13 protein-coding genes are annotated in these 18,358 nt (G+C 63.6%); 6 read left to right on the top strand and 7 right to left on the bottom strand.

The genetic code is table 11. The annotated features are described in order from the left end of the window. The first annotated feature begins 107 nt into the window (after positions 1–107). From AC1Q5W_RS00465 to rsxB, 4 genes are all read left to right on the top strand, one after another. Positions 108–1,304, top strand: coding sequence for an amino acid aminotransferase (locus AC1Q5W_RS00465; protein ID WP_492645759.1), 1,197 nt, complete (start codon positions 108–110; stop codon positions 1,302–1,304). A gap of 63 nt (positions 1,305–1,367) precedes the next feature. Beyond that, positions 1,368–2,714: a hypothetical protein gene (locus tag AC1Q5W_RS00460; RefSeq protein ID WP_492645758.1), complete on the top strand. Its 1,347-nt coding sequence runs from the start codon at positions 1,368–1,370 to the stop codon at positions 2,712–2,714. A gap of 53 nt (positions 2,715–2,767) precedes the next feature. Next, positions 2,768–4,120 carry a polyhydroxyalkanoate depolymerase gene (locus AC1Q5W_RS00455; protein WP_492645757.1) on the top strand — a complete coding sequence of 451 codons (1,353 nt, stop codon included), beginning with the start codon at positions 2,768–2,770 and terminating at the stop codon, positions 4,118–4,120. Further along, positions 4,117–4,806 (top strand): electron transport complex subunit RsxB, encoded by a 690-nt coding sequence (gene rsxB / locus AC1Q5W_RS00450; protein WP_492645756.1) that lies wholly within the window; start codon positions 4,117–4,119, stop codon positions 4,804–4,806. Before AC1Q5W_RS00455 ends, rsxB begins: the two co-directional genes overlap by 4 nt. A gap of 14 nt (positions 4,807–4,820) precedes the next feature. Here rsxB and AC1Q5W_RS00445 read toward each other — a convergent pair whose 3' ends face one another. From AC1Q5W_RS00445 to scpA, 6 genes are all read right to left on the bottom strand, one after another. Continuing rightward, positions 4,821–6,338, bottom strand: a complete 1,518-nt coding sequence (locus tag AC1Q5W_RS00445) for a methyl-accepting chemotaxis protein (protein ID WP_492645755.1) — start codon at positions 6,336–6,338, stop codon at positions 4,821–4,823. Positions 6,339–6,483: 145 nt separating this feature from the next. Next, a complete protein-coding gene (locus AC1Q5W_RS00440) occupies positions 6,484–6,969 on the bottom strand; it encodes a VOC family protein (protein ID WP_492645754.1) in 486 nt (161 codons plus the stop codon). A gap of 5 nt (positions 6,970–6,974) precedes the next feature. Next, entirely contained in the window at positions 6,975–9,023 is a 2,049-nt protein-coding gene (locus tag AC1Q5W_RS00435) for an acetyl-CoA carboxylase biotin carboxylase subunit (RefSeq protein ID WP_492645753.1), read from the bottom strand. 20 nt (positions 9,024–9,043) lie between these two features. Beyond that, positions 9,044–10,576, bottom strand: a complete 1,533-nt coding sequence (locus AC1Q5W_RS00430) for an acyl-CoA carboxylase subunit beta (RefSeq protein ID WP_492645752.1) — start codon at positions 10,574–10,576, stop codon at positions 9,044–9,046. Between the two features lie 61 nt (positions 10,577–10,637). Continuing rightward, entirely contained in the window at positions 10,638–11,687 is a 1,050-nt protein-coding gene (gene meaB / locus AC1Q5W_RS00425; RefSeq protein ID WP_492645751.1) for a methylmalonyl Co-A mutase-associated GTPase MeaB, read from the bottom strand. Positions 11,688–11,722: 35 nt separating this feature from the next. Further along, positions 11,723–13,894, bottom strand: a complete 2,172-nt coding sequence (scpA, locus tag AC1Q5W_RS00420; protein ID WP_492645750.1) for a methylmalonyl-CoA mutase — start codon at positions 13,892–13,894, stop codon at positions 11,723–11,725. A 126-nt stretch (positions 13,895–14,020) separates the two neighbouring features. On the opposite strand from scpA, the gene AC1Q5W_RS00415 reads away from it, so the two are divergent. Beyond that, positions 14,021–14,692, top strand: coding sequence for a GntR family transcriptional regulator (locus AC1Q5W_RS00415; RefSeq protein WP_492645749.1), 672 nt, complete (start codon positions 14,021–14,023; stop codon positions 14,690–14,692). Between the two features lie 126 nt (positions 14,693–14,818). Further along, on the top strand, positions 14,819–17,332 hold the full coding sequence (locus AC1Q5W_RS00410; protein ID WP_492645748.1) for a sensor domain-containing protein: 2,514 nt from the start codon (positions 14,819–14,821) through the stop codon (positions 17,330–17,332). On the opposite strand, the gene dusA is transcribed toward AC1Q5W_RS00410, so the two are convergent. After that, positions 17,329–18,330 carry a tRNA dihydrouridine(20/20a) synthase DusA gene (gene dusA, locus AC1Q5W_RS00405; RefSeq protein WP_492645747.1) on the bottom strand — a complete coding sequence of 334 codons (1,002 nt, stop codon included), beginning with the start codon at positions 18,328–18,330 and terminating at the stop codon, positions 17,329–17,331. The genes AC1Q5W_RS00410 and dusA overlap by 4 nt on opposite strands. Positions 18,331–18,358 lie beyond the last annotated feature (28 nt).

Genomic DNA, 18,358 nt, shown 5'->3' with positions numbered 1-18,358 from the left:
CAACCTGAAAGAATACGGCATTGCGACACTTTGCGGAGTGCCCGCCCGCATCAACCGTTTTTTGCCCCTGTTTCTGATTCTTTTTTGACCACTCCAAAGGATTCTCCATGTCCATGTTTTCTGCCGTCGAAATGGCCCCCCGCGACCCCATTCTGGGCTTGAACGAACAATTCAATGCCGACACCAACCCCGCCAAAGTGAACCTGGGCGTGGGCGTGTACTACGACGACAACGGCAAGCTGCCCCTGCTGGCCTGTGTGCAGGCCGCCGAGAAGGCCATGATGGACAAGCCCACCGCCCGCGGCTACCTGCCCATCGACGGCATTGCCGCCTACGACGCAGGTGTGAAGGCCCTGGTGTTTGGTGCCGACAGCGAGCCCGTCAAGAGCAGCCGCGTGGCCACCGTGCAGGCCATCGGCGGCACCGGCGGCCTCAAGGTGGGCGCTGATTTCCTGAAAAAGCTCAGCCCTTCGGCCAAGGTACTGATTTCCGACCCCAGCTGGGAAAACCACCGCGCCCTGTTTGCCAACGCCGGCTTCACCGTGGAAACCTACCCCTACTACGATGCGGCCAAGCGCGGCGTCAACTTTGACGCCATGCTGGCCTGCCTGAATGCGGCCGCCGCGGAAACCATCGTGGTGCTGCACGCCTGCTGCCACAACCCCACCGGCTACGACATTACCCCGGCGCAGTGGGACCAGGTGATTGCAGCCTGCAAGGCCAAAAACCTGACCCCGTTCCTGGACATGGCCTACCAGGGTTTTGGTTACGGCATTGCCGAAGACGGCGCCGTCATCGGCAAGTTTGTGGCTGCCGGCCTGACCTTTTTCGTTTCCACCTCGTTCTCCAAGAGCTTCAGCCTGTATGGCGAACGTGTCGGCGCCCTCTCCGTGCTGTGCGAGAACAAGGAAGAAGCCGACCGCGTGCTCAGCCAACTCAAGATCGTGATCCGCACCAACTACTCCAACCCGCCCACCCACGGGGGCGCCGTGGTAGCCGCCGTTTTGGGCAACCCCGAGCTGCGCGCCCTGTGGGAAAAAGAGCTGGGTGAAATGCGCGTGCGTATCAAGGCCATGCGCCAGAAGCTGGTGGACGGTCTGAAGGCTGCTGGCGTGAAGCAAGACATGAGCTTCATCACCACACAGATCGGCATGTTCAGCTACTCCGGCCTGACCAAGGACCAGATGGTGCGCCTGCGCAGCGAGTTCGGCGTCTACGGCACCGACACCGGGCGCATGTGTGTGGCAGCCCTCAACAGCAAGAACATCGACTACGTGTGCGCCTCGATCGCCAAGGTCATGTAAACCTGGGCGCACAATAGCGGCCGGCCCGCAGCGGATGTCGCAGCGGGCATAGGAGTCTCCCGCATGAAATATTCCGCTTCCACGTTGACCGTGATGCTGGCTTTGGCGGCAACCCAGGCATTCGCCTGGGGCAACCATAGCCTGGCAAGCTACCGGGCATTTGAGCGCATGCCGGAAGTTGTCAATGCAGCGCCCGTCACGGTGGAGCCGCTGGAAACCTTCCTGAAAGCCGAGGAAAAGACGGTCGAGGCCTTGCTGGCCAGCCAGGAAGCGTGGGCACTGGTCCACCTGGAAAACTACCCGGTGCGCCCGGAAGCCCTTGCCTTTACCGCCAACGCCGCCCGCTCGGACGAAGCCCGCCGACAGGCGTTCCTGATGGCGCTCAGGGTGGCACCCAACAGCAAATGGGCGCTGTACATCCAGCCCGACCTGCAGGCTCCCCCCGCAACCGGCACACGGCTGCCCTTTGCGGCAGTCAACACCCTGCCTGAGCCTGCGCATTCCGGTTATGTCTTCGTCGCGCTCAAACCTGGCGACACAGTCGCCCCCCTGGCAGTGCTGGCTTCTGCAACGGATGAGCCCGACTACGGCCTGGACATCAATCTGTGGGAGGACAGCCCGTCCGAATGGGGCAAGCTGTACGGTTTTGGCCCGCTGCCGTTTGGCAATCCCGCGCTGAGTTACTCCACCCAGGCGCCCTTTCACATGGGCTTTTTCCATGAAGACCGTGTGCTCTACCTGGCAGCCCCCTTCATCAAGAAGACCTTCCCGCGTCTGCGCGCCTACCAGTTCGCCACGCTGGCCGCCCTGGCCTTCCGAACCGGGCACCCCTACTGGGGTTGGCGCTTCACGGGCCTGTCCCTGCACTACCTGCAGGACCTGACCCAGCCCTACCACGCCAGTCTGGCGCCGGGTGAATCCACGGCCAAACTCTTGGCCGTCAACGCCCTGGCCATGGTCGGCCTGCCCGGCGCGAAGAACAACATGGTGGTCCTGCTCTCCAACCGCCACCTGGCGCTGGAGAAATACCAGACCGAATTGCTGCAAAACGCCGCGCGCGACGGGCAGGAGACACCGGTCCAGAAAGCCCTGCACAACACCAGCAGCGACCCGACCTACCCGGAATGGAACGGCAACTACCTGCACGACGTGGTATCGACCCAGTCCGCAGCCTATGCCCCCCAGCTGGTTCAAACACTGCTGGCCACCCTGCCCGATGGCTATGTTTCCGATCCCTCCTTTGACTTTGGCGTGCACGAACCGGACATCAACCTGACCGAGGAACTGGCCAAACGTGACCCGAAAGACCGGAGCCGCCTGGAGAGTGCCATTGCGACCATGATGGGCCATTTTGGTGCACACAGCCGCAATGCCGTGCGCGGCATCCTGAGGGCAAACACCAACCCATAAAAATCGCATTACTGGTATATTGCACTGCAACATTTCTCACAAAGCGAGTTTTTATGCTGTACCAGTTCTACGAAACCCAGCGGTCTCTGATGGAGCCGTTTTCCGATCTGGCGCTGACGGCGGCCAAGCTCTATGGCAATCCCCTGTCCATCGCCGGCCAGAACCCCTTTGCCCAGCGCATATCGGCCGGCTACGACCTGATGCACCGCCTGGGCAAGGATTACGAAAAGCCGGAATTCGGCCTGCGTACCATCGACGTGGACGGCGTGGAGGTGGCCATCCACGAGCGGGTGGAACTCAAGAAGCCCTTTTGCGAATTGCGCCGCTTCAAGCGCTTCACCGACGACACGGCAACGCTGGAAAAGATCAAGAACCAGCCCGCCGTGCTGATCGTGGCGCCGCTGTCGGGTCACTATGCCACGCTCCTGCGCGACACGGTAAAAACCATGCTCAAGGACCACAAGGTCTACATCACTGACTGGAAGAATGCCCGCCTGGTCCCGCTGTCGGAAGGGGAATTCCACCTGGACGATTACATCAACTACGTGCAGGAGTTCATCCGCCACCTGCAAGGCAAGTATGGCAACTGCCACGTCATGAGCGTGTGCCAGCCCACCGTTCCCGTGCTGGCGGCCGTCTCCCTGATGGCCAGCCGCGGTGAAACCACGCCACTGTCCATGACCATGATGGGCGGCCCCATCGACGCCCGCAAGTCCCCCACGGCCGTCAACAATCTGGCCACCAACAAGAGTCACAGCTGGTTCGAGCACAACGTCATCTTCCGCGTGCCGTCCAATTTCCCCGGCGCAGGGCGACGGGTGTACCCCGGGTTCCTGCAACACTCCGGCTTTGTGGCCATGAACCCGGACCACCATGCCAAGAGCCACTACGATTACTTCAAGGACCTGATCAAGGGCGACGACGCCAGCACCGAGGCGCACCGCAAGTTCTACGACGAGTACAACGCCGTGCTGGACATGGATGCCGACTACTACCTGGAAACCATCCGCGTGGTGTTCCAAGACTTCAGCCTGGTCAACGGCACCTGGGACGTGCGCGGAGAAGACGGCCAGATTGAACGCGTGCACCCCGCCGACATCCAGACCACGGCCCTGATGTCGGTCGAAGGAGAACTGGACGACATTTCGGGCTCAGGCCAGACCCAGGCCGTGCACGACATCTGCAGCGGCGTGCCGCGTAGCCGGCAAAAGCATTTTGAAGCCAAGGGAGCCGGCCACTACGGCATTTTCTCGGGCCGGCGCTGGCGCGAACTCGTGTACCCGGAAGTCAAGTCCTTCATCCTGGCCAACCACCTTTCCCGCGGACAAAAATCCGCCAACCCCGTTGAAAAGACTGCGCCTGCAGCTATCAAAAAAGTAGCACCAAAACGCACCAGCAGCAAGTGAGTTCCGAAGCTCCCCAGTCCGGCACGCTCAGCGAGCGCCTGCTGGATGCGCTGCCCCAGACCCAGTGCACCCGGTGCGGTTTTCCGGACTGCGCGGCCTATGCCCAGGCCATTGCCGATGGCGCGGCCGACATCAACCAGTGCCCGCCAGGCGGGGCACAGGGCATAGAGCGCCTTGCCCAACTCACCGGCCAATCGGCCGTCCCCTTGAATCCGGCGTTCGGGACCGAGGGGCCGCGCAATGTCGTCTTCATTGACGAGAACTGGTGCATCGGCTGCACCCTGTGCATCGACGCCTGCCCCACCGATGCCATTCTGGGCAGCAACAAGCGGATGCACACGGTGATCGAAGCCTATTGCACCGGTTGCGAGTTGTGCCTGCCGGTCTGCCCCGTGGACTGCATGCTGCTGGAAAATGCGTCCGGCAACGCCACCGGCTGGGCCGCCTGGTCGGCACCGCAGGCTGATCAGGCGCGTAACCGCTATGCGTTCCATAACGAGCGCCGCAAGCGCGACCAGGACCGCGACGAACACAAGCGCCAGACCCTGGCACAGGCCAAGCTTGCCGACCTGGCGGCACATTCCCGCATCACGGATACCGGGGTGCTGGACCAGAAACGGGCCATCATTGAAGCCGCCCTGGCACGGGCCCGGGAAAAACGCGGTGCCGGCCCCGCAAAGGGCTGACGTTCAGCGCCCGCTCACACCAGGTTCTTGTACACGCCGCAGCCGACGTACAGGTCATCGACCAGCTGCACGTAGGACATCTTGGACTGCACCTTGCCCGTGGACGGGTTGGTGATGTCGTACTCGACCCAACCCGGCTCGCGGCTGGCCTGCTCGATGATGGACTGCAGCAGGCCGTTGCCATCGATCCCCGCAATGTCCTGCACATGCGTTCCCACCTTAGACCGGTTGCCGCCAAAGGACAGGTAGGTGCCATTGCGGTCGAGCACGAACACGTACATGTCGCGGTCGTAGAAAGCTCTTTCCGGGTCGGTGATGTCGCGCACAAACACGTCCTTGGACACGCGTTGGCGGTGCGCTACGGCGCACTCCACCAGGGCCACCGCCTCGTCTGCCGAGCCCTGCTGCAACTTGAACGTGGCCACGGACTCCACCAGGGTGCTGGCCCGCCCTTCCAGTGCGACCGCCTGCGTCACGGCCTGCTCCACCATCTGGGCGTTGCGCTGGGTGATCTCGTCGAGCTGGCGCACGGCCGACGTGATCTCGGTCAGCCCGGAGCTCTGCTCGGCGCTGGAAGTCGATATGTGCGACATGTTCGCCGCAACCCCCCGGATGCCCGACACGATCTGGGTGATGTTCGAACCGGCTGCCCGGATTTTCTGCACGCTCGACGCCACCTGGCTGGAGGAGGTGCCGATCAGCAGACGGATTTCCTTGGCCGATTCGGCCGAGCGCTGCGCCAGCGAACGCACCTCGCTGGCCACGACGGCAAACCCTCGGCCCGACTCGCCGGCACGTGCGGCTTCCACGGCGGCATTGAGGGCCAGGATGTTGGTCTGGAAGGCCAGCCCGTCAATGACACCCACGATTTCGTCCATGCGCTTGGCGCTGCCCTGGATGGCCTCGACCGATTCAATGGCCTCGGCCATGATGGCGGCGCCGCTGTCGGCCACATCGCGCACCTGCGCCGCTTGGGCATTGGCCTGGCTGGCGGTATTCGCGTTCTCCTGCACCGTGGAAGACAGTTGCTCCACGCTGGCGGCGGTCTGCTCCAGATTCGCCGCCTGCTGCTCGGTGCGATCCGACAACTCCCGGTTGCCCATGGCCATGCTTTTGCCGGAGTGCGCCACAAAGGCCGCGTTGCTGCGCACGTTGGCCACCATACCCGACACCGTGCGACCAAGTTGCCCGACCGCCACCGCCAGGCGACCCAGCTCGTCCCGGCTGTGGTCGACCAGGGTCAGACGCAGGTCACCGGCCACCATGCTGTCGGCAGCAAGAATCACCTGCCCCAGGTCCTGCGCCACGCTGTGGTGCAAGGCCAGCAGAAAGTACACCAGCACCAGCCACCCCACGCAGCACGCCAGGACCACGCCTTCCAGCGCGGTGACCGGGTTGTTACCCAGGAACAGGGCCCACAACGCCACCGCAACTGGCACCGCGCACAGCGCGGCCAGTACAGCCAGCTTGCCGGCGAGACCCATGCGGCGCAGGAGCCAGGCGCCGGGGTACAACAAGGATGCGAACGTCATGGATGCGTCTCCTGAACGACGGTTTGGGCTTTCATGTATACCCTGACAGGTATATGCCTCTATCCCGCAAATTCTAAGTAGGGAAACCCCCACGCAGACTTACAACCCTGTTACCTTCTCCCCCGGAGAAACCCCAAGTCCTTCCCTAGCCCGCGGCCAGCGCCGCGAACGCGCGCACCACCTCCGTGGGCGCCTGCACCAGCTCGATCAGCACGCCCTCGCCCGCGATCGGGAATTCGTCGTTCGCCTTGGGGTGCAGAAAGCAGATGTCAAAACCCGCGGCACCCTTGCGGATGCCGCCCGGAGCAAAGCGCACGCCCTGGGCGGTGAGCCACTCCACGGCCACCGGCAGGTCATCGATCCACAGGCCCACATGGTTCAGGGGCGTGGTGTGCACGGCCGGCTTCTTGTCCGGGTCCAGCGGCTGCATCAGGTCCACTTCCACCTTGAAGGGGCCCGTACCCATGGCGCAGATGTCTTCGTCCACGTTCTCGCGCTCGCTCCTGAAGGTGCCCGTCACCTCCAACCCCAGCATGTCCACCCACAGCTTCTGCAGGCGGGTCTTGTCGGGGCCGCCAATGGCGATCTGCTGGATGCCCAGCACCTTGAAAGGTCGTTGTGCCATCACCATGGTCCTCAGACGAACTCAACAATGGGCTGGTCCACCGTCAGGCTCTCGCCCTTGGCCGCCAACACCTTGCCCACCACGCCGTCGGCGGCGGCAAACAGCACGTTTTCCATCTTCATAGCCTCGATCACGGCCACACGCTCACCGGCCTGCACCTTCTGTCCGGGCACCACGGCCACGTCCACCAGCAGGCCCGGCATGGGCGACAGCACATAGCGGCTCATGTCCGGCGCTGCCTTGAACGGCATCAGGGCATGCAGTTCGGCCATGCGGGGCGAAATGACCAGTGCGTCAATGCGCGTGCCGTTGTGCTGCAGGCGCAACGCCAGCGGGTTCTTCAGCGTGCCGCGTTCCACCTGTGCGGTGAACGGCTGGCCGTTGATGGTGCCGTTGATGGCAATGTCGTTGATGCGCGAATTGCTACGGATTTCATAGCTGGCTGCGCCGATCTTGACTCGGGCCGAGCCGGTTTCACCTACGAATTCATCGACATGCACCGGGGTGTAGCTGTTCTGCCCGTCTGCGCCCAGGGTGACGACCACGTAGTCCTTGCCGGCGTTGACGGCATAGCCCGGCAACTGTCCGCTGATGCGGGTGGCGCGCTCGCGCGACTTGCGGCGCACAAAGGCCGCCAGCGCCAGCAGGAACTGCGGGTCCTCGTGCGGCACGTCTTCGGCCGAGAATCCCTTGCTGTACTGCTCGGCAATGAAGCCGGTGTTGAAGTCACCCGACACGAAGCGGGGGTGCGCCAGCAACGCGGCCTGGAACGGGATGTTGCTGCTGATGCCACGGATCACGAAGCCGTTGAGGGCTTCCCGCATCTTGGCAATCGCGTCGGTACGGTCCTTGCCGTGCACGATGAGCTTGGCGATCATCGAGTCGTAGTACATCGGGATTTCGCCGCCGTCCTGCACGCCAGTGTCCACGCGCACGCCGAACAGATCCGCCGTGTTGGACTGGAACATGGTCTGCGCGGGGGGCGCAAAACGCACCAGACGGCCGGTGGAGGGCAGGAAGTTGCGGAACGGGTCTTCGGCGTTGATGCGGCACTCGATGGCCCAGCCATTGCGCTTCACCTCGGCTTGGGTAAGCGGCAGCTTCTCGCCGGCGGCCACACGGATCATCAGCTCCACCAGGTCCAGGCCGGTGATGCACTCAGTCACCGGGTGCTCCACCTGCAGGCGGGTGTTCATCTCCAGGAAGTAGAAGTCCTGGTCCTTGCCGACCACAAACTCCACCGTGCCCGCGCTTTGGTACTTCACGGCCTTGGCCAACTGCACGGCCTGCTCGCCCATGGCCTTGCGCGTGGCGTCGCTGATGAAGGGGCTGGGCGCCTCCTCGATCACCTTCTGGTGGCGGCGCTGGATGGAGCACTCGCGCTCGTTCAGGTAGATCACGTTGCCGTGGCTGTCGCCCAGCACCTGGATCTCGATGTGGCGCGGCTCCTGCACGAATTTCTCGATGAAGATGCGGTCATCGCCAAAACTGTTGCGGGCCTCGTTCTGGCAGCTGGAAAAGCCCTCAAAGGCTTCCTTGTCATTGAACGCCACGCGCAGGCCCTTGCCGCCGCCGCCGGCACTGGCCTTGATCATCACGGGGTAGCCGATACCCTTGGCAATCTCCACCGCCTGCTCCGGGCCGGAAATGGCATCGTTGTAGCCGGGGATGGTGTTGACCTTGGCCTCGTTGGCCAGCTTCTTGGAGGCGATCTTGTCGCCCATGGCCGCAATCGAATGCGCCCGCGGGCCGATGAAGGCAATGCCCTCGTCCTCGCAACGCTTGGCAAAGGCCTCGTTCTCCGACAGGAAACCATAGCCCGGGTGCACGGCCTGCGCGCCGGTCTGCCTGCAGGCGGCAATGATCTTGTCGGCCAGCAGGTAGGACTCGCGGCTGGGCGCAGCGCCGATGTGCACGGCCTCGTCGGCCAGCAGCACGTGGCGGGCGTCCTTGTCGGCCTCGGAATAGACGGCAACGGTCTTGATGCCCATCTTGCGGGCGGTGGCGATGACGCGGCAGGCGATTTCACCGCGGTTGGCAATCAGAATTTTTGTAAACATGTTCTTGTTCTCCTAGGGGCTTAGAGTGGAATGTTGCCGTGCTTGCGCCACGGGTTTTCCAGCTTCTTGTCCTTGAGCATGACCAGACTGCGGCAGATGCGCTTGCGCGTCTCGTGCGGCAGGATGACGTCGTCGATGAAGCCGCGTGCGCCAGCCACAAAGGGGTTGGCAAAGCGGGCCTTGTACTCGGCTTCCTTGGCGGCCAACTTGGCCGGGTCGCCCTTGTCCTCGCGGAAGATGATTTCCACTGCACCCTTGGCACCCATCACCGCAATCTCGGCGTTGGGCCAGGCAAAGTTGACATCGCCGCGCAGGTGCTTGGAGGCCATCACGTCGTAGGCGCCGCCGTAGGCCTTGCGGGTAATGACGGTGATCTTGGGCACGGTGCACTCGGCATACGCGTAGAGCAGCTTGGCGCCATGCTTGATGATGCCGCCGTACTCCTGGCTGGTGCCGGGCATGAAGCCGGGCACGTCGACGAAGGTCACCACCGGGATGTTGAAGGCATCGCAGAAGCGCACGAAGCGCGCGGCCTTGATGGAGCTCTTGATGTCCAGGCAGCCGGCCAGCACCAGCGGCTGGTTGGCCACGATGCCCACGGTCTGGCCGTCCATGCGGGCAAAGCCGATCAGGATGTTCTTGGCGTACTCGGGCTGCAACTCAAAGAAGTCGCCATCGTCCACGGTCTTGACGATGAGCTCCTTCATGTCGTAGGGCTTGTTGGGGTTGTCGGGCACCAGGGTGTCGAGCGACAGGTCGGCGCGGTCGATTGGGTCGCCGCTCTTGCGCACCGGGGCCTTCTCGCGGTTGGAGAGGGGCAGGTAGTTGTAGAGGCGGCGCAGCATCAGCAGCGCTTCCACGTCGTTCTCAAACGCCAGGTCGGCCACGCCGCTCTTGGTGGTGTGGGTGACGGCGCCGCCCAGTTCCTCGGCGGTCACTTCCTCGTGCGTCACGGTCTTCACCACTTCGGGGCCGGTCACGAACATGTAGGAGCTGTCTTTCACCATGAAGATGAAGTCGGTCATGGCAGGCGAGTACACCGCGCCACCGGCCGATGGGCCCATGATCATGCTGATCTGCGGGATCACACCGCTGGCCATCACGTTGCGCTGGAACACGTCGGCGTAACCGCCCAAGCTGGCCACGCCTTCCTGGATGCGGGCACCACCCGAGTCGTTCAGGCCGATCACCGGGGCGCCGACCTTCATGGCCTGGTCCATTACCTTGCAGATTTTCTCGGCATGCGCTTCCGACAGCGCGCCGCCGAACACGGTGAAGTCCTGGCTGAACACGAACACCAGGCGGCCGTTGATCATGCCGTAGCCGGTGACCACGCCGTCGCCGGGGATCTTGTTGTCCTGCATGCCGAAGTCCACGCAGCGGTGTTCGACAAACATGTCCCACTCTTCAAACGTGCCTTCGTCGAGCAGCAGCTCCAGGCGCTCACGGGCCGTGAGCTTGCCCTTTTTGTGCTGCGCGGCGATGCGCTTTTCTCCACCGCCCAGGCGGGCGAGTTGGCGCTTGGCCTCCAGCTGTTCAAGGATGTCGTGCATGGTTTCCTTCTTTCCGGTCAGTAATAGGTTTATCTTCTTTTGCTATCGATTTAGTAGCTATCTACGCAGAATTATCAAAGGCTGCGAGTAGTTTTCGTGCTGCAGTGGAGGCTGCCACCTGTCCGCAGGCCACGGCGTCGGTCGTGGCCTGCAGGCTGGCCCGCACCGCCGGGTTGGCGCGAAAGGCCTGTTTCAAGCCGGCGTCAATGCGCTCCCACATCCAGGCCAGCGCCTGCTGCTGGCGGCGCACCGCCAGCCTGCCGTTGGCCTGCCCCAGGGTCTTGAATTCCTGCACGGACGCCCAGAAAGCGTCCACTCCGGTGCCGTGCAGGGCACTGATCTGGATCACCTGGGGGTGCCAGACCTTGGCCACATCGGCGTCATGGCCGGCGCTGCCGTGCATGCCCAGCAGCCGCAGGCTGGAGGTAATCTGGGCGCGGGCGCGGGTGGCGGCATCGGGGTCGATGTCGGCCTTGTTGATGACCACCAGATCGGCCAGCTCCATGACGCCCTTCTTGATGGCCTGCAGATCGTCGCCCGCGTTGGGTAGCTGCAGCAGCACGAACATGTCCGTCATGCCCTGCACCGCCGTCTCGCTCTGGCCCACGCCCACGGTTTCCACGATGACCACGTCATACCCGGCGGCTTCGCACACCAGCATGGCCTCGCGCGTCTTCTCGGCCACCCCACCGAGCGTGCCGCTGCTGGGGCTGGGCCGGATGTAGGCCTCCTCGCGCACGGACAGCTGCTCCATGCGGGTCTTGTCGCCCAGGATGGAGCCGCCCGAAACGGTGGAGGATGGGTCGATGGTGAGCACCGCCACGCGGTGCCCCTGGTCGATCAGGTACAGGCCCAGCGCCTCGATGAAGGTGGACTTGCCCACGCCCGGCACACCGCTTATCCCTAAGCGAAAGGCCTGGCCGGTGTGCGGCAGCAAACCGGTCAGCAACGCATCGGCCTGCGCCCGGTGGTCCGCGCGGGTGGATTCCAGCAGCGTGATCGCCTTGGCGATGGCGCGGCGCTGCCGGGGCCCCGCGCTGCCCGTGATCGCCGCCACAGACAGGGGCGCCTGAGCCCCTGGATGCTGTGCATGGTGTGTCGCTGTGGTCATCGTGGTCCTGAACGCCAGTCTGAAACCCGTGCCTCTCAGGCAATGGCCTTCTTGATCTGTTCGAGCACGTCCTTGGCGCTGGCGGGAATGGGCGTGCCCGGGCCGTAGATGCCTTTGACGCCAGCGGCGTACAGCATGTCGTAATCCTGGCGGGGAATAACGCCGCCCACGAAAACCACGATGTCGTCCGCGCCCTGCTTCTTCAGCTCGGCGATGATGGCCGGCACCAGGGTCTTGTGGCCGGCCGCCAGAGTGGAAACCCCCACGGCGTGCACGTCGTTCTCGATGGCCTGGCGGGCGCACTCCTCGGGGGTCTGGAACAGCGGGCCCATGTCGACGTCGAAGCCCAGATCGGCAAAGGCGGTGGCCACCACCTTGGCCCCGCGGTCGTGGCCGTCCTGGCCCAGCTTGCTGATCATCACGCGGGGACGGCGGCCCTCTTTTTCGGCAAAGTCGGCAATGTCCTTCTTCAGCGCGTTCCAGTATTCCATGGTGTCTCCCTGGGCCGTGTCGTAGGCTGCAGCGTACACGCCGCTGACTTTCTGGGTATCCGCACGGTGGCGGCCAAAGGCCTTTTCCATGGCGTCGCTCACCTCACCCACCGTGGCACGCAGGCGAATGGCCTTGATGGACAGGTCCAGCAGGTTGCCCGTGCCCGATTCTGCTGCAGAAGTGATAGCAGCCAACGCAGCATTTACGCCGGCCGCATCGCGTTTTGCCTTGATATTTTGCAGGCGGGCGATTTGCGACTCGCGCACCGCCATATTGTCGATGTCGCGCGCTTCGATGGCATCTTCGGTCTTGAGCTTGTACTTGTTCACGCCCACGATCACGTCCTGGCCACTGTCGATGCGGGCTTGCTTCTCGGCCGCGGCGGCCTCGATCTTGAGCTTGGCCCAGCCGGAATCGACCGCCTTGGTCATGCCGCCCATGGCTTCCACTTCCTCGATGATCTTCCAGGCGGCATCGGCCATGTCCTGGGTCAGCTTCTCCATCATGTAGCTGCCGGCCCAGGGGTCGATCACGTTGGTGATGTGGGTCTCTTCCTGGATGATGAGCTGGGTGTTGCGGGCAATGCGGGCGCTGAATTCGGTGGGCAGCGCGATGGCCTCATCGAAGGAATTGGTGTGCAGGCTTTGCGTGCCGCCGAACACGGCCGCCATGGCCTCGATGGTGGTGCGCACCACGTTGTTGTAGGGGTCCTGCTCGGTCAGGCTCCAGCCGCTGGTCTGGCAGTGGGTGCGCAGCATCAGGCTCTTGGGGTTCTGGGCGTTGAAGCCCTTCATGATGCGGCACCACAAGAGGCGCGCAGCGCGCATCTTGGCCACTTCCAGGTAGAAGTTCATGCCGATGGCCCAGAAGAAGCTCAGGCGTCCGGCGAACTCATCCACATCCAGACCCGAAGCAATGGCGGTCTTCACGTATTCCTTGCCGTCGGCCAGCGTGAAAGCCAGTTCCAGCGCCTGGTTGGCGCCGGCTTCCTGCATGTGGTAGCCCGAGATCGAGATCGAGTTGAACTTGGGCATGTTCTTGGCCGTGTAGCCAATGATGTCGCCGATGATGCGCATGCTCGGCTCGGGCGGGTAAATGTAGGTGTTGCGCACCATGAACTCTTTCAGAATGTCGTTCTGAATGGTTCCGCTGAGCTTGTCCTGCGACACGCCCTGCTCTTCGGCCGCCACCACGTAACCGGCCAGCACCGGCAGCACGGCGCCATTCATGGTCATGGAGACGCTCACCTTGTCCAGCGGAATCTGGTCGAACAAGATCTTCATGTCCTCCACCGAGTCGATGGCCACGCCGGCCTTGCCCACGTCGCCCGTCACACGGGGGTGGTCGGAATCGTAGCCCCGGTGGGTGGCCAGGTCGAACGCCACCGACACGCCCTGGCCGCCAGCTGCCAGCGCCTTGCGGTAGAAGGCATTGCTTTCCTCGGCGGTGGAAAAACCGGCGTACTGCCGGATGGTCCAGGGGCGCACCGCGTACATGGTGGCCTGCGGGCCGCGCAGATAGGGCTCAAACCCCGGCAAGGTGTCGGCATGGGCCAGGCTGGCGGTATCAGCCGCGGTGTACAGCGGCTTGACTGTGATGCCGTCCGGGGTCACCCAGTTCAGGGCATCCACATTGCCACCGGGGGCAGATTTGGCCGCAGCCTTGGCCCAGGCGTCCAGTGTGGCGGATTTGAATTCGGGGTTCTTTTCGGTCATGACAAGGTCCAATATGCCGTATAGGTGTGGCGCCTGCGCACAGGCGTTTGGGTTTTAGCCAGCTTTTAGTTTACATTATTCATAATTATTGATTCAAAATATTCATTTTTGCTTACAAGGCGCCCCATGGCAGCTCTTCCGTCCGAAATCCGCCCCGGCCTGTCCCTCTCGCCCCGCGCGCTCTATGTTGAGGTGGCGGAACGCCTGCGTCAACGCATTTTCAGGCGCGAGCTGGAACCCGGCAGCTGGATTGACGAGCTGAGAATTGCCGAGGAATACGGCATCAGCCGCACCCCTTTGCGCGAAGCGCTCAAGGTGCTGGCCGCCGAAGGGCTGGTGACCATGAAGGTGCGCCGCGGCGCCTACGTCACCGAAGTGTCCACCCGTGACCTGACGGACGTGTACCACCTGCTGAGCCTGCTGGAGAGCGACGCCGCCGGCGTGGTGGCCTCCCGGGCCACGGACGGGCAGCTGCGCGAATTGCAGGCCCTGCACGCGGAGCTGGAAGCCGCTGCCCAGCCGGGGCAGCAGGACCGCGAGCGGTTTTTCGAGATCAACGAGCGCTTTCACATGCGCCTGCTGGAAATTGCCGACAACCGCTGGCGCGACCAGATGGTGGCCGATCTGCGCAAGGTCATGAAGCTCAACCGCCACAACTCCCTGTTCAAGTCGGGTCGCATCGAGGAATCGCTGCAGGAGCACCGCGCCATCATGGCCGCCCTCGCCGCCCGCCAGCCCGATGCAGCGGCTTTGCGGATGCGAGAACACTTCTCCAGCGGGCTGGAAGCCGCTGCATAGGTCCTGCACCGGCCGTAAGCGTGGCATGGGGTACAGCGCCTAGAATTCGCCCAACGACCAGACGCGAACCTGGCAAGCCCTTCGGAGAAACGGGGCGGATGCGGAGAACACCAGTATTGAAGCGCCATGACAGACCCTAGCCCTCTGCTGCCGGACCAGACACCTGCCAACGCGCAGCAGACATTGCTCGAATACCGGGCGATTCTGGAGAATGCCTCCATCGGCATCCTGTTCACGCGTGACCGGCGGGTCTTGCATTGCAGCCCCAAACTGCTGGAAATCTGCGGCAGGTCCCAAAGCGAACTGGTGGGCCAGTCCGCGTCCGTGTTCTACCAATCCATTGAAGACTATGCGGAAATGGGGCGCATAGCCGCCCCGATTCTCTCCAGCGGTGGTCTGCTGGACTGTGAATGGCCCATGCGCCACAAGGACGGCCACACGGTGCACTGCCACGTCCGCGCCAAGGCCATCAACCCGAACAGCACGGCCGAAGGAACCATCTGGATCATTGAGGACATCAGCCAACGCCGGCGCGCGCAGGCCGAGACGCAGGAGCTGATGCTGCGCCAGCAGGCCATCCTGGAAAATGCCTCTGTCGGCATCGTCTTCACCCGCGACGGCGTGATAGCGCACTGCAACCCCGGTGCCGACGCCATCTACGGCTGGCCGTCGGGAACGCTGCAGGGCAACCGCGCCCGCGTCTTCTTTCAGGACGAGCAGGAATACGCACAGTTCGGCAACGTGGTCGGCCCCAGGCTCGCTGCAGGCGAGTTGGTTGACATTGAATGGCTGAACTCCCGCAAGGACGGCACGCGGTTCTGGTGCCGCAACTTGGCCAAGGCCCTGCCGGCGAAAGACGGCAGCCGCAGCACCCTCTGGATCACGGAGGACATCAGCGAGCGCAAGGCAACCCAGGAAGCGCTGGCCCGGGCACACCAGGAGCTGGAGCAGCGGGTGCAGGAGCGCACCGCAGAACTGGCGAAAGCGCACCGGGAGCTGGAAACCATCATCCAGAGCTCCCCTCTGGCAACCTATGCCAGAGACCTTGACAGCCGGGTCACAAGCTGGAATCCGGCCGCCGAACGCATGTTTGGCTGGAAGGCCAGCGAGATCATGGGCCAGACATTGGCCACCACTCCGCAGGACAAGCTGGCCGAGGTGGAGAACTTGCGCCGCCGGGTGCTGAACGGAGAAACCCTGGTGCAACTGGAACTGGTGCGCCTGCGACGCGACGGCACGCCCATCGACGTCAGTGTCACGCTGGCCCCCTTGCGGGACCCTGCGGGGCAGATGTACGGCTACCTGACCATCGTCGCCGACATCACGGCCCGCAAAATGGCGGAGCAGCGGATCGAATTGCTGGCCTACCACGACCCTCTGACCGGCCTGCCCAACCGGCTGCTGGTGCGGGACCGTTTTCAGCAAGCCGTGGCCCACGCAGACCGCGTGGGAAGCAAGGTTGCCCTGCTGTTTCTGGATCTGGACAACTTCAAGAACATCAACGACTCACTGGGCCATGCCGCCGGCGACGCCATGCTCGTGGAAGTCGCCACCCGGCTGGAGCACTGCATCCGCGAGACCGACACCATCAGCCGCCAGGGCGGCGACGAATTCCTGATCGTGCTGAGCGACCTGCCCGATACCGACACCGTGCTACCCATCCTGGGCAAACTGCTGGACCGGCTGCAGGAGCCATTTCATGCCGATCGCCAGGAACTGGCCACGTCGGTCTCCATCGGCGTCACGCTCTTCCCGGAAGACGGGCGCGACTTCGACAGCCTGCTGAAGAAAGCCGACATGGCCATGTACCGGGCCAAGGACGCCGGGCGCAACACCTACCGGTTTTTTGACGAGTCCATGAACACCGAGGCCATGGAGCGGCTGGCGATGCAAAGCGGTTTGCGCCGTGCGCTGGAGCGCAAGGAGTTCGTGCTGCACTACCAGCCCAAAATCGAGCTGGCCACCGGCGCGGTCATCGGTGCCGAAGCACTGCTGCGCTGGAACCATCCGGACCAGGGCATGGTTCCACCCGGGCGCTTCATACCGGCGGCCGAGGAAAGCGGCCTGATTGTTGCCATTGGTGAATGGGTACTCCACGAGGCCTGCCAGCAGGCCATGGCCTGGCAGCGCGCCGGCTTGCCCCCGCTGTCGATTGCGGTCAATCTCTCGGCGGCCCAGTTCAAGCGGGGCGACGTTGGCCGGGTCGTGACCCGTGCACTGGAGGCGTCCGGGCTGGAGCCGGCCCTTCTGGAGCTGGAAATGACCGAGTCCATCCTGATCCAGAACGTCGAAAGCGTGCTCACCACCGTCCAGGGCCTGAAGCGGCTGGGGGTCAAGCTGTCCATTGACGATTTCGGCACCGGTTATTCCAGCCTGTCCTACCTCAAGCGGTTTGACATCGACAAACTCAAGATCGACCAGTCGTTCATTCGCGACCTGGCGAGCGATGCGGACGACGCGGCCATCGTGAATGCCATCATCCACATGGCCCACAGCCTCAACCTGAAAACCGTTGCCGAGGGCGTGGAAACGGTGGCTGCACTGGAAAAACTGCGAGCCCTCCAGTGTGACGAGGCGCAGGGCTACCACTTCGCCCGCCCCCTGCCGGCCGACGCGTTCGCGCGCTACCTGGTCGGCTAGACCTCGCCAGCCGCGGCGGGACGGTGGGCCAGCTCCATCACCGCCTGGGGGTGCATGGCTTTGAGGCGGTGGTCGCTCCAGACCTGGCGCCAGCGCCGCGCACCCGGCAAACCATGGCGCAGGCCCAGCATATGGCGGGCAATGTTGCTCCAAGGCGTGCCATGCTCGCTGGCCTGGCGAACCATGTAATCCACCATCTGCCGCTCCACCGTTTCACGGCTCAGGGTGGAAGGCGCAGCCCCGTAAAACTGCGCATCCCAGCCGCTGAGCCACCACGGGTTGTGGTAGGCCTCGCGTCCGAGCATCGCGCCGTCAACCCGCTGCAGCTGCTCGGCAATCTGCGCACTGGTGGTGATGCCGCCATTGACCGCAATCGTGAGCTGCGGGAAATCCGTTTTCAGCCGGTGCGCCAGTTCGTAGCGCAGCGGCGGCACCTCGCGGTTCTCCTTCGGGCTCAGGCCCTTGAGCCAGGCGTTGCGGGCGTGGACGATGAAAACCCGGCAACCGGCCTCGCTGACCGTACCCACGAAATCCCGCACAAAGTCGTAACTTTCCACCTTGTCGATACCGATGCGGTGTTTCACCGTCACCGGCACATCCACCGCGTCCACCATGGCCTTGACACAGTCGGCCACCAGCTGCGGCTCGGCCATCAGGCAGGCACCAAAGGCCCCGCGCTGCACCCGCTCGCTGGGGCAGCCGCAGTTGAGGTTAATCTCGTCGTAACCCCACTGCACGCCCAGGCGGGCACTGTGCGCCAAGTCTGCCGGGTCGCTGCCGCCCAGTTGCAGGGCCACTGGGTGCTCTTCGGCGTTGAATTGCAGATGCCGCGCCACGTCACCATGGACCAGGGCACCCGTGGTCACCATTTCGGTATACAGCAGGGCATGGCGGGTCAGCAGGCGGTGGAAATAGCGGCAGTGCCGATCCGTCCAGTCCAGCATGGGGGCAACAGAAAGTCTCCAGCGCTCTGAAGAAATGGGCTTGGGTTGTGACATAAACTGGATTATCCCCGCCACACCCGGC

It is taken from the genome of Rhodoferax sp. MLSD5-FHT05B10 (assembly GCF_058793415.1).
The sequence above is the reverse complement of the archived record's forward strand: the minus strand, read 5'-3'. Positions and strand labels throughout refer to the sequence as shown.

Excerpts from the sequence above, each read along its gene's own strand:
- AC1Q5W_RS00410 (WP_492645748.1), top strand. The coding sequence starts at position 14,819 with ATGACAGACCCTAGCCCTCTGCTGCCGGACCAGACACCTGCCAACGCG.
- dusA (WP_492645747.1), bottom strand. The coding sequence starts at position 18,330 with ATGTCACAACCCAAGCCCATTTCTTCAGAGCGCTGGAGACTTTCTGTT.
- scpA (WP_492645750.1), bottom strand. The coding sequence starts at position 13,894 with ATGACCGAAAAGAACCCCGAATTCAAATCCGCCACACTGGACGCCTGG.
- AC1Q5W_RS00460 (WP_492645758.1), top strand. The coding sequence starts at position 1,368 with ATGAAATATTCCGCTTCCACGTTGACCGTGATGCTGGCTTTGGCGGCA.
- AC1Q5W_RS00455 (WP_492645757.1), top strand. The coding sequence starts at position 2,768 with ATGCTGTACCAGTTCTACGAAACCCAGCGGTCTCTGATGGAGCCGTTT.
- AC1Q5W_RS00435 (WP_492645753.1), bottom strand. The coding sequence starts at position 9,023 with ATGTTTACAAAAATTCTGATTGCCAACCGCGGTGAAATCGCCTGCCGC.
- AC1Q5W_RS00445 (WP_492645755.1), bottom strand. The coding sequence starts at position 6,338 with ATGACGTTCGCATCCTTGTTGTACCCCGGCGCCTGGCTCCTGCGCCGC.
- AC1Q5W_RS00465 (WP_492645759.1), top strand. The coding sequence starts at position 108 with ATGTCCATGTTTTCTGCCGTCGAAATGGCCCCCCGCGACCCCATTCTG.
- AC1Q5W_RS00415 (WP_492645749.1), top strand. The coding sequence starts at position 14,021 with ATGGCAGCTCTTCCGTCCGAAATCCGCCCCGGCCTGTCCCTCTCGCCC.
- meaB (WP_492645751.1), bottom strand. The coding sequence starts at position 11,687 with ATGACCACAGCGACACACCATGCACAGCATCCAGGGGCTCAGGCGCCC.
- AC1Q5W_RS00440 (WP_492645754.1), bottom strand. The coding sequence starts at position 6,969 with ATGGTGATGGCACAACGACCTTTCAAGGTGCTGGGCATCCAGCAGATC.
- AC1Q5W_RS00430 (WP_492645752.1), bottom strand. The coding sequence starts at position 10,576 with ATGCACGACATCCTTGAACAGCTGGAGGCCAAGCGCCAACTCGCCCGC.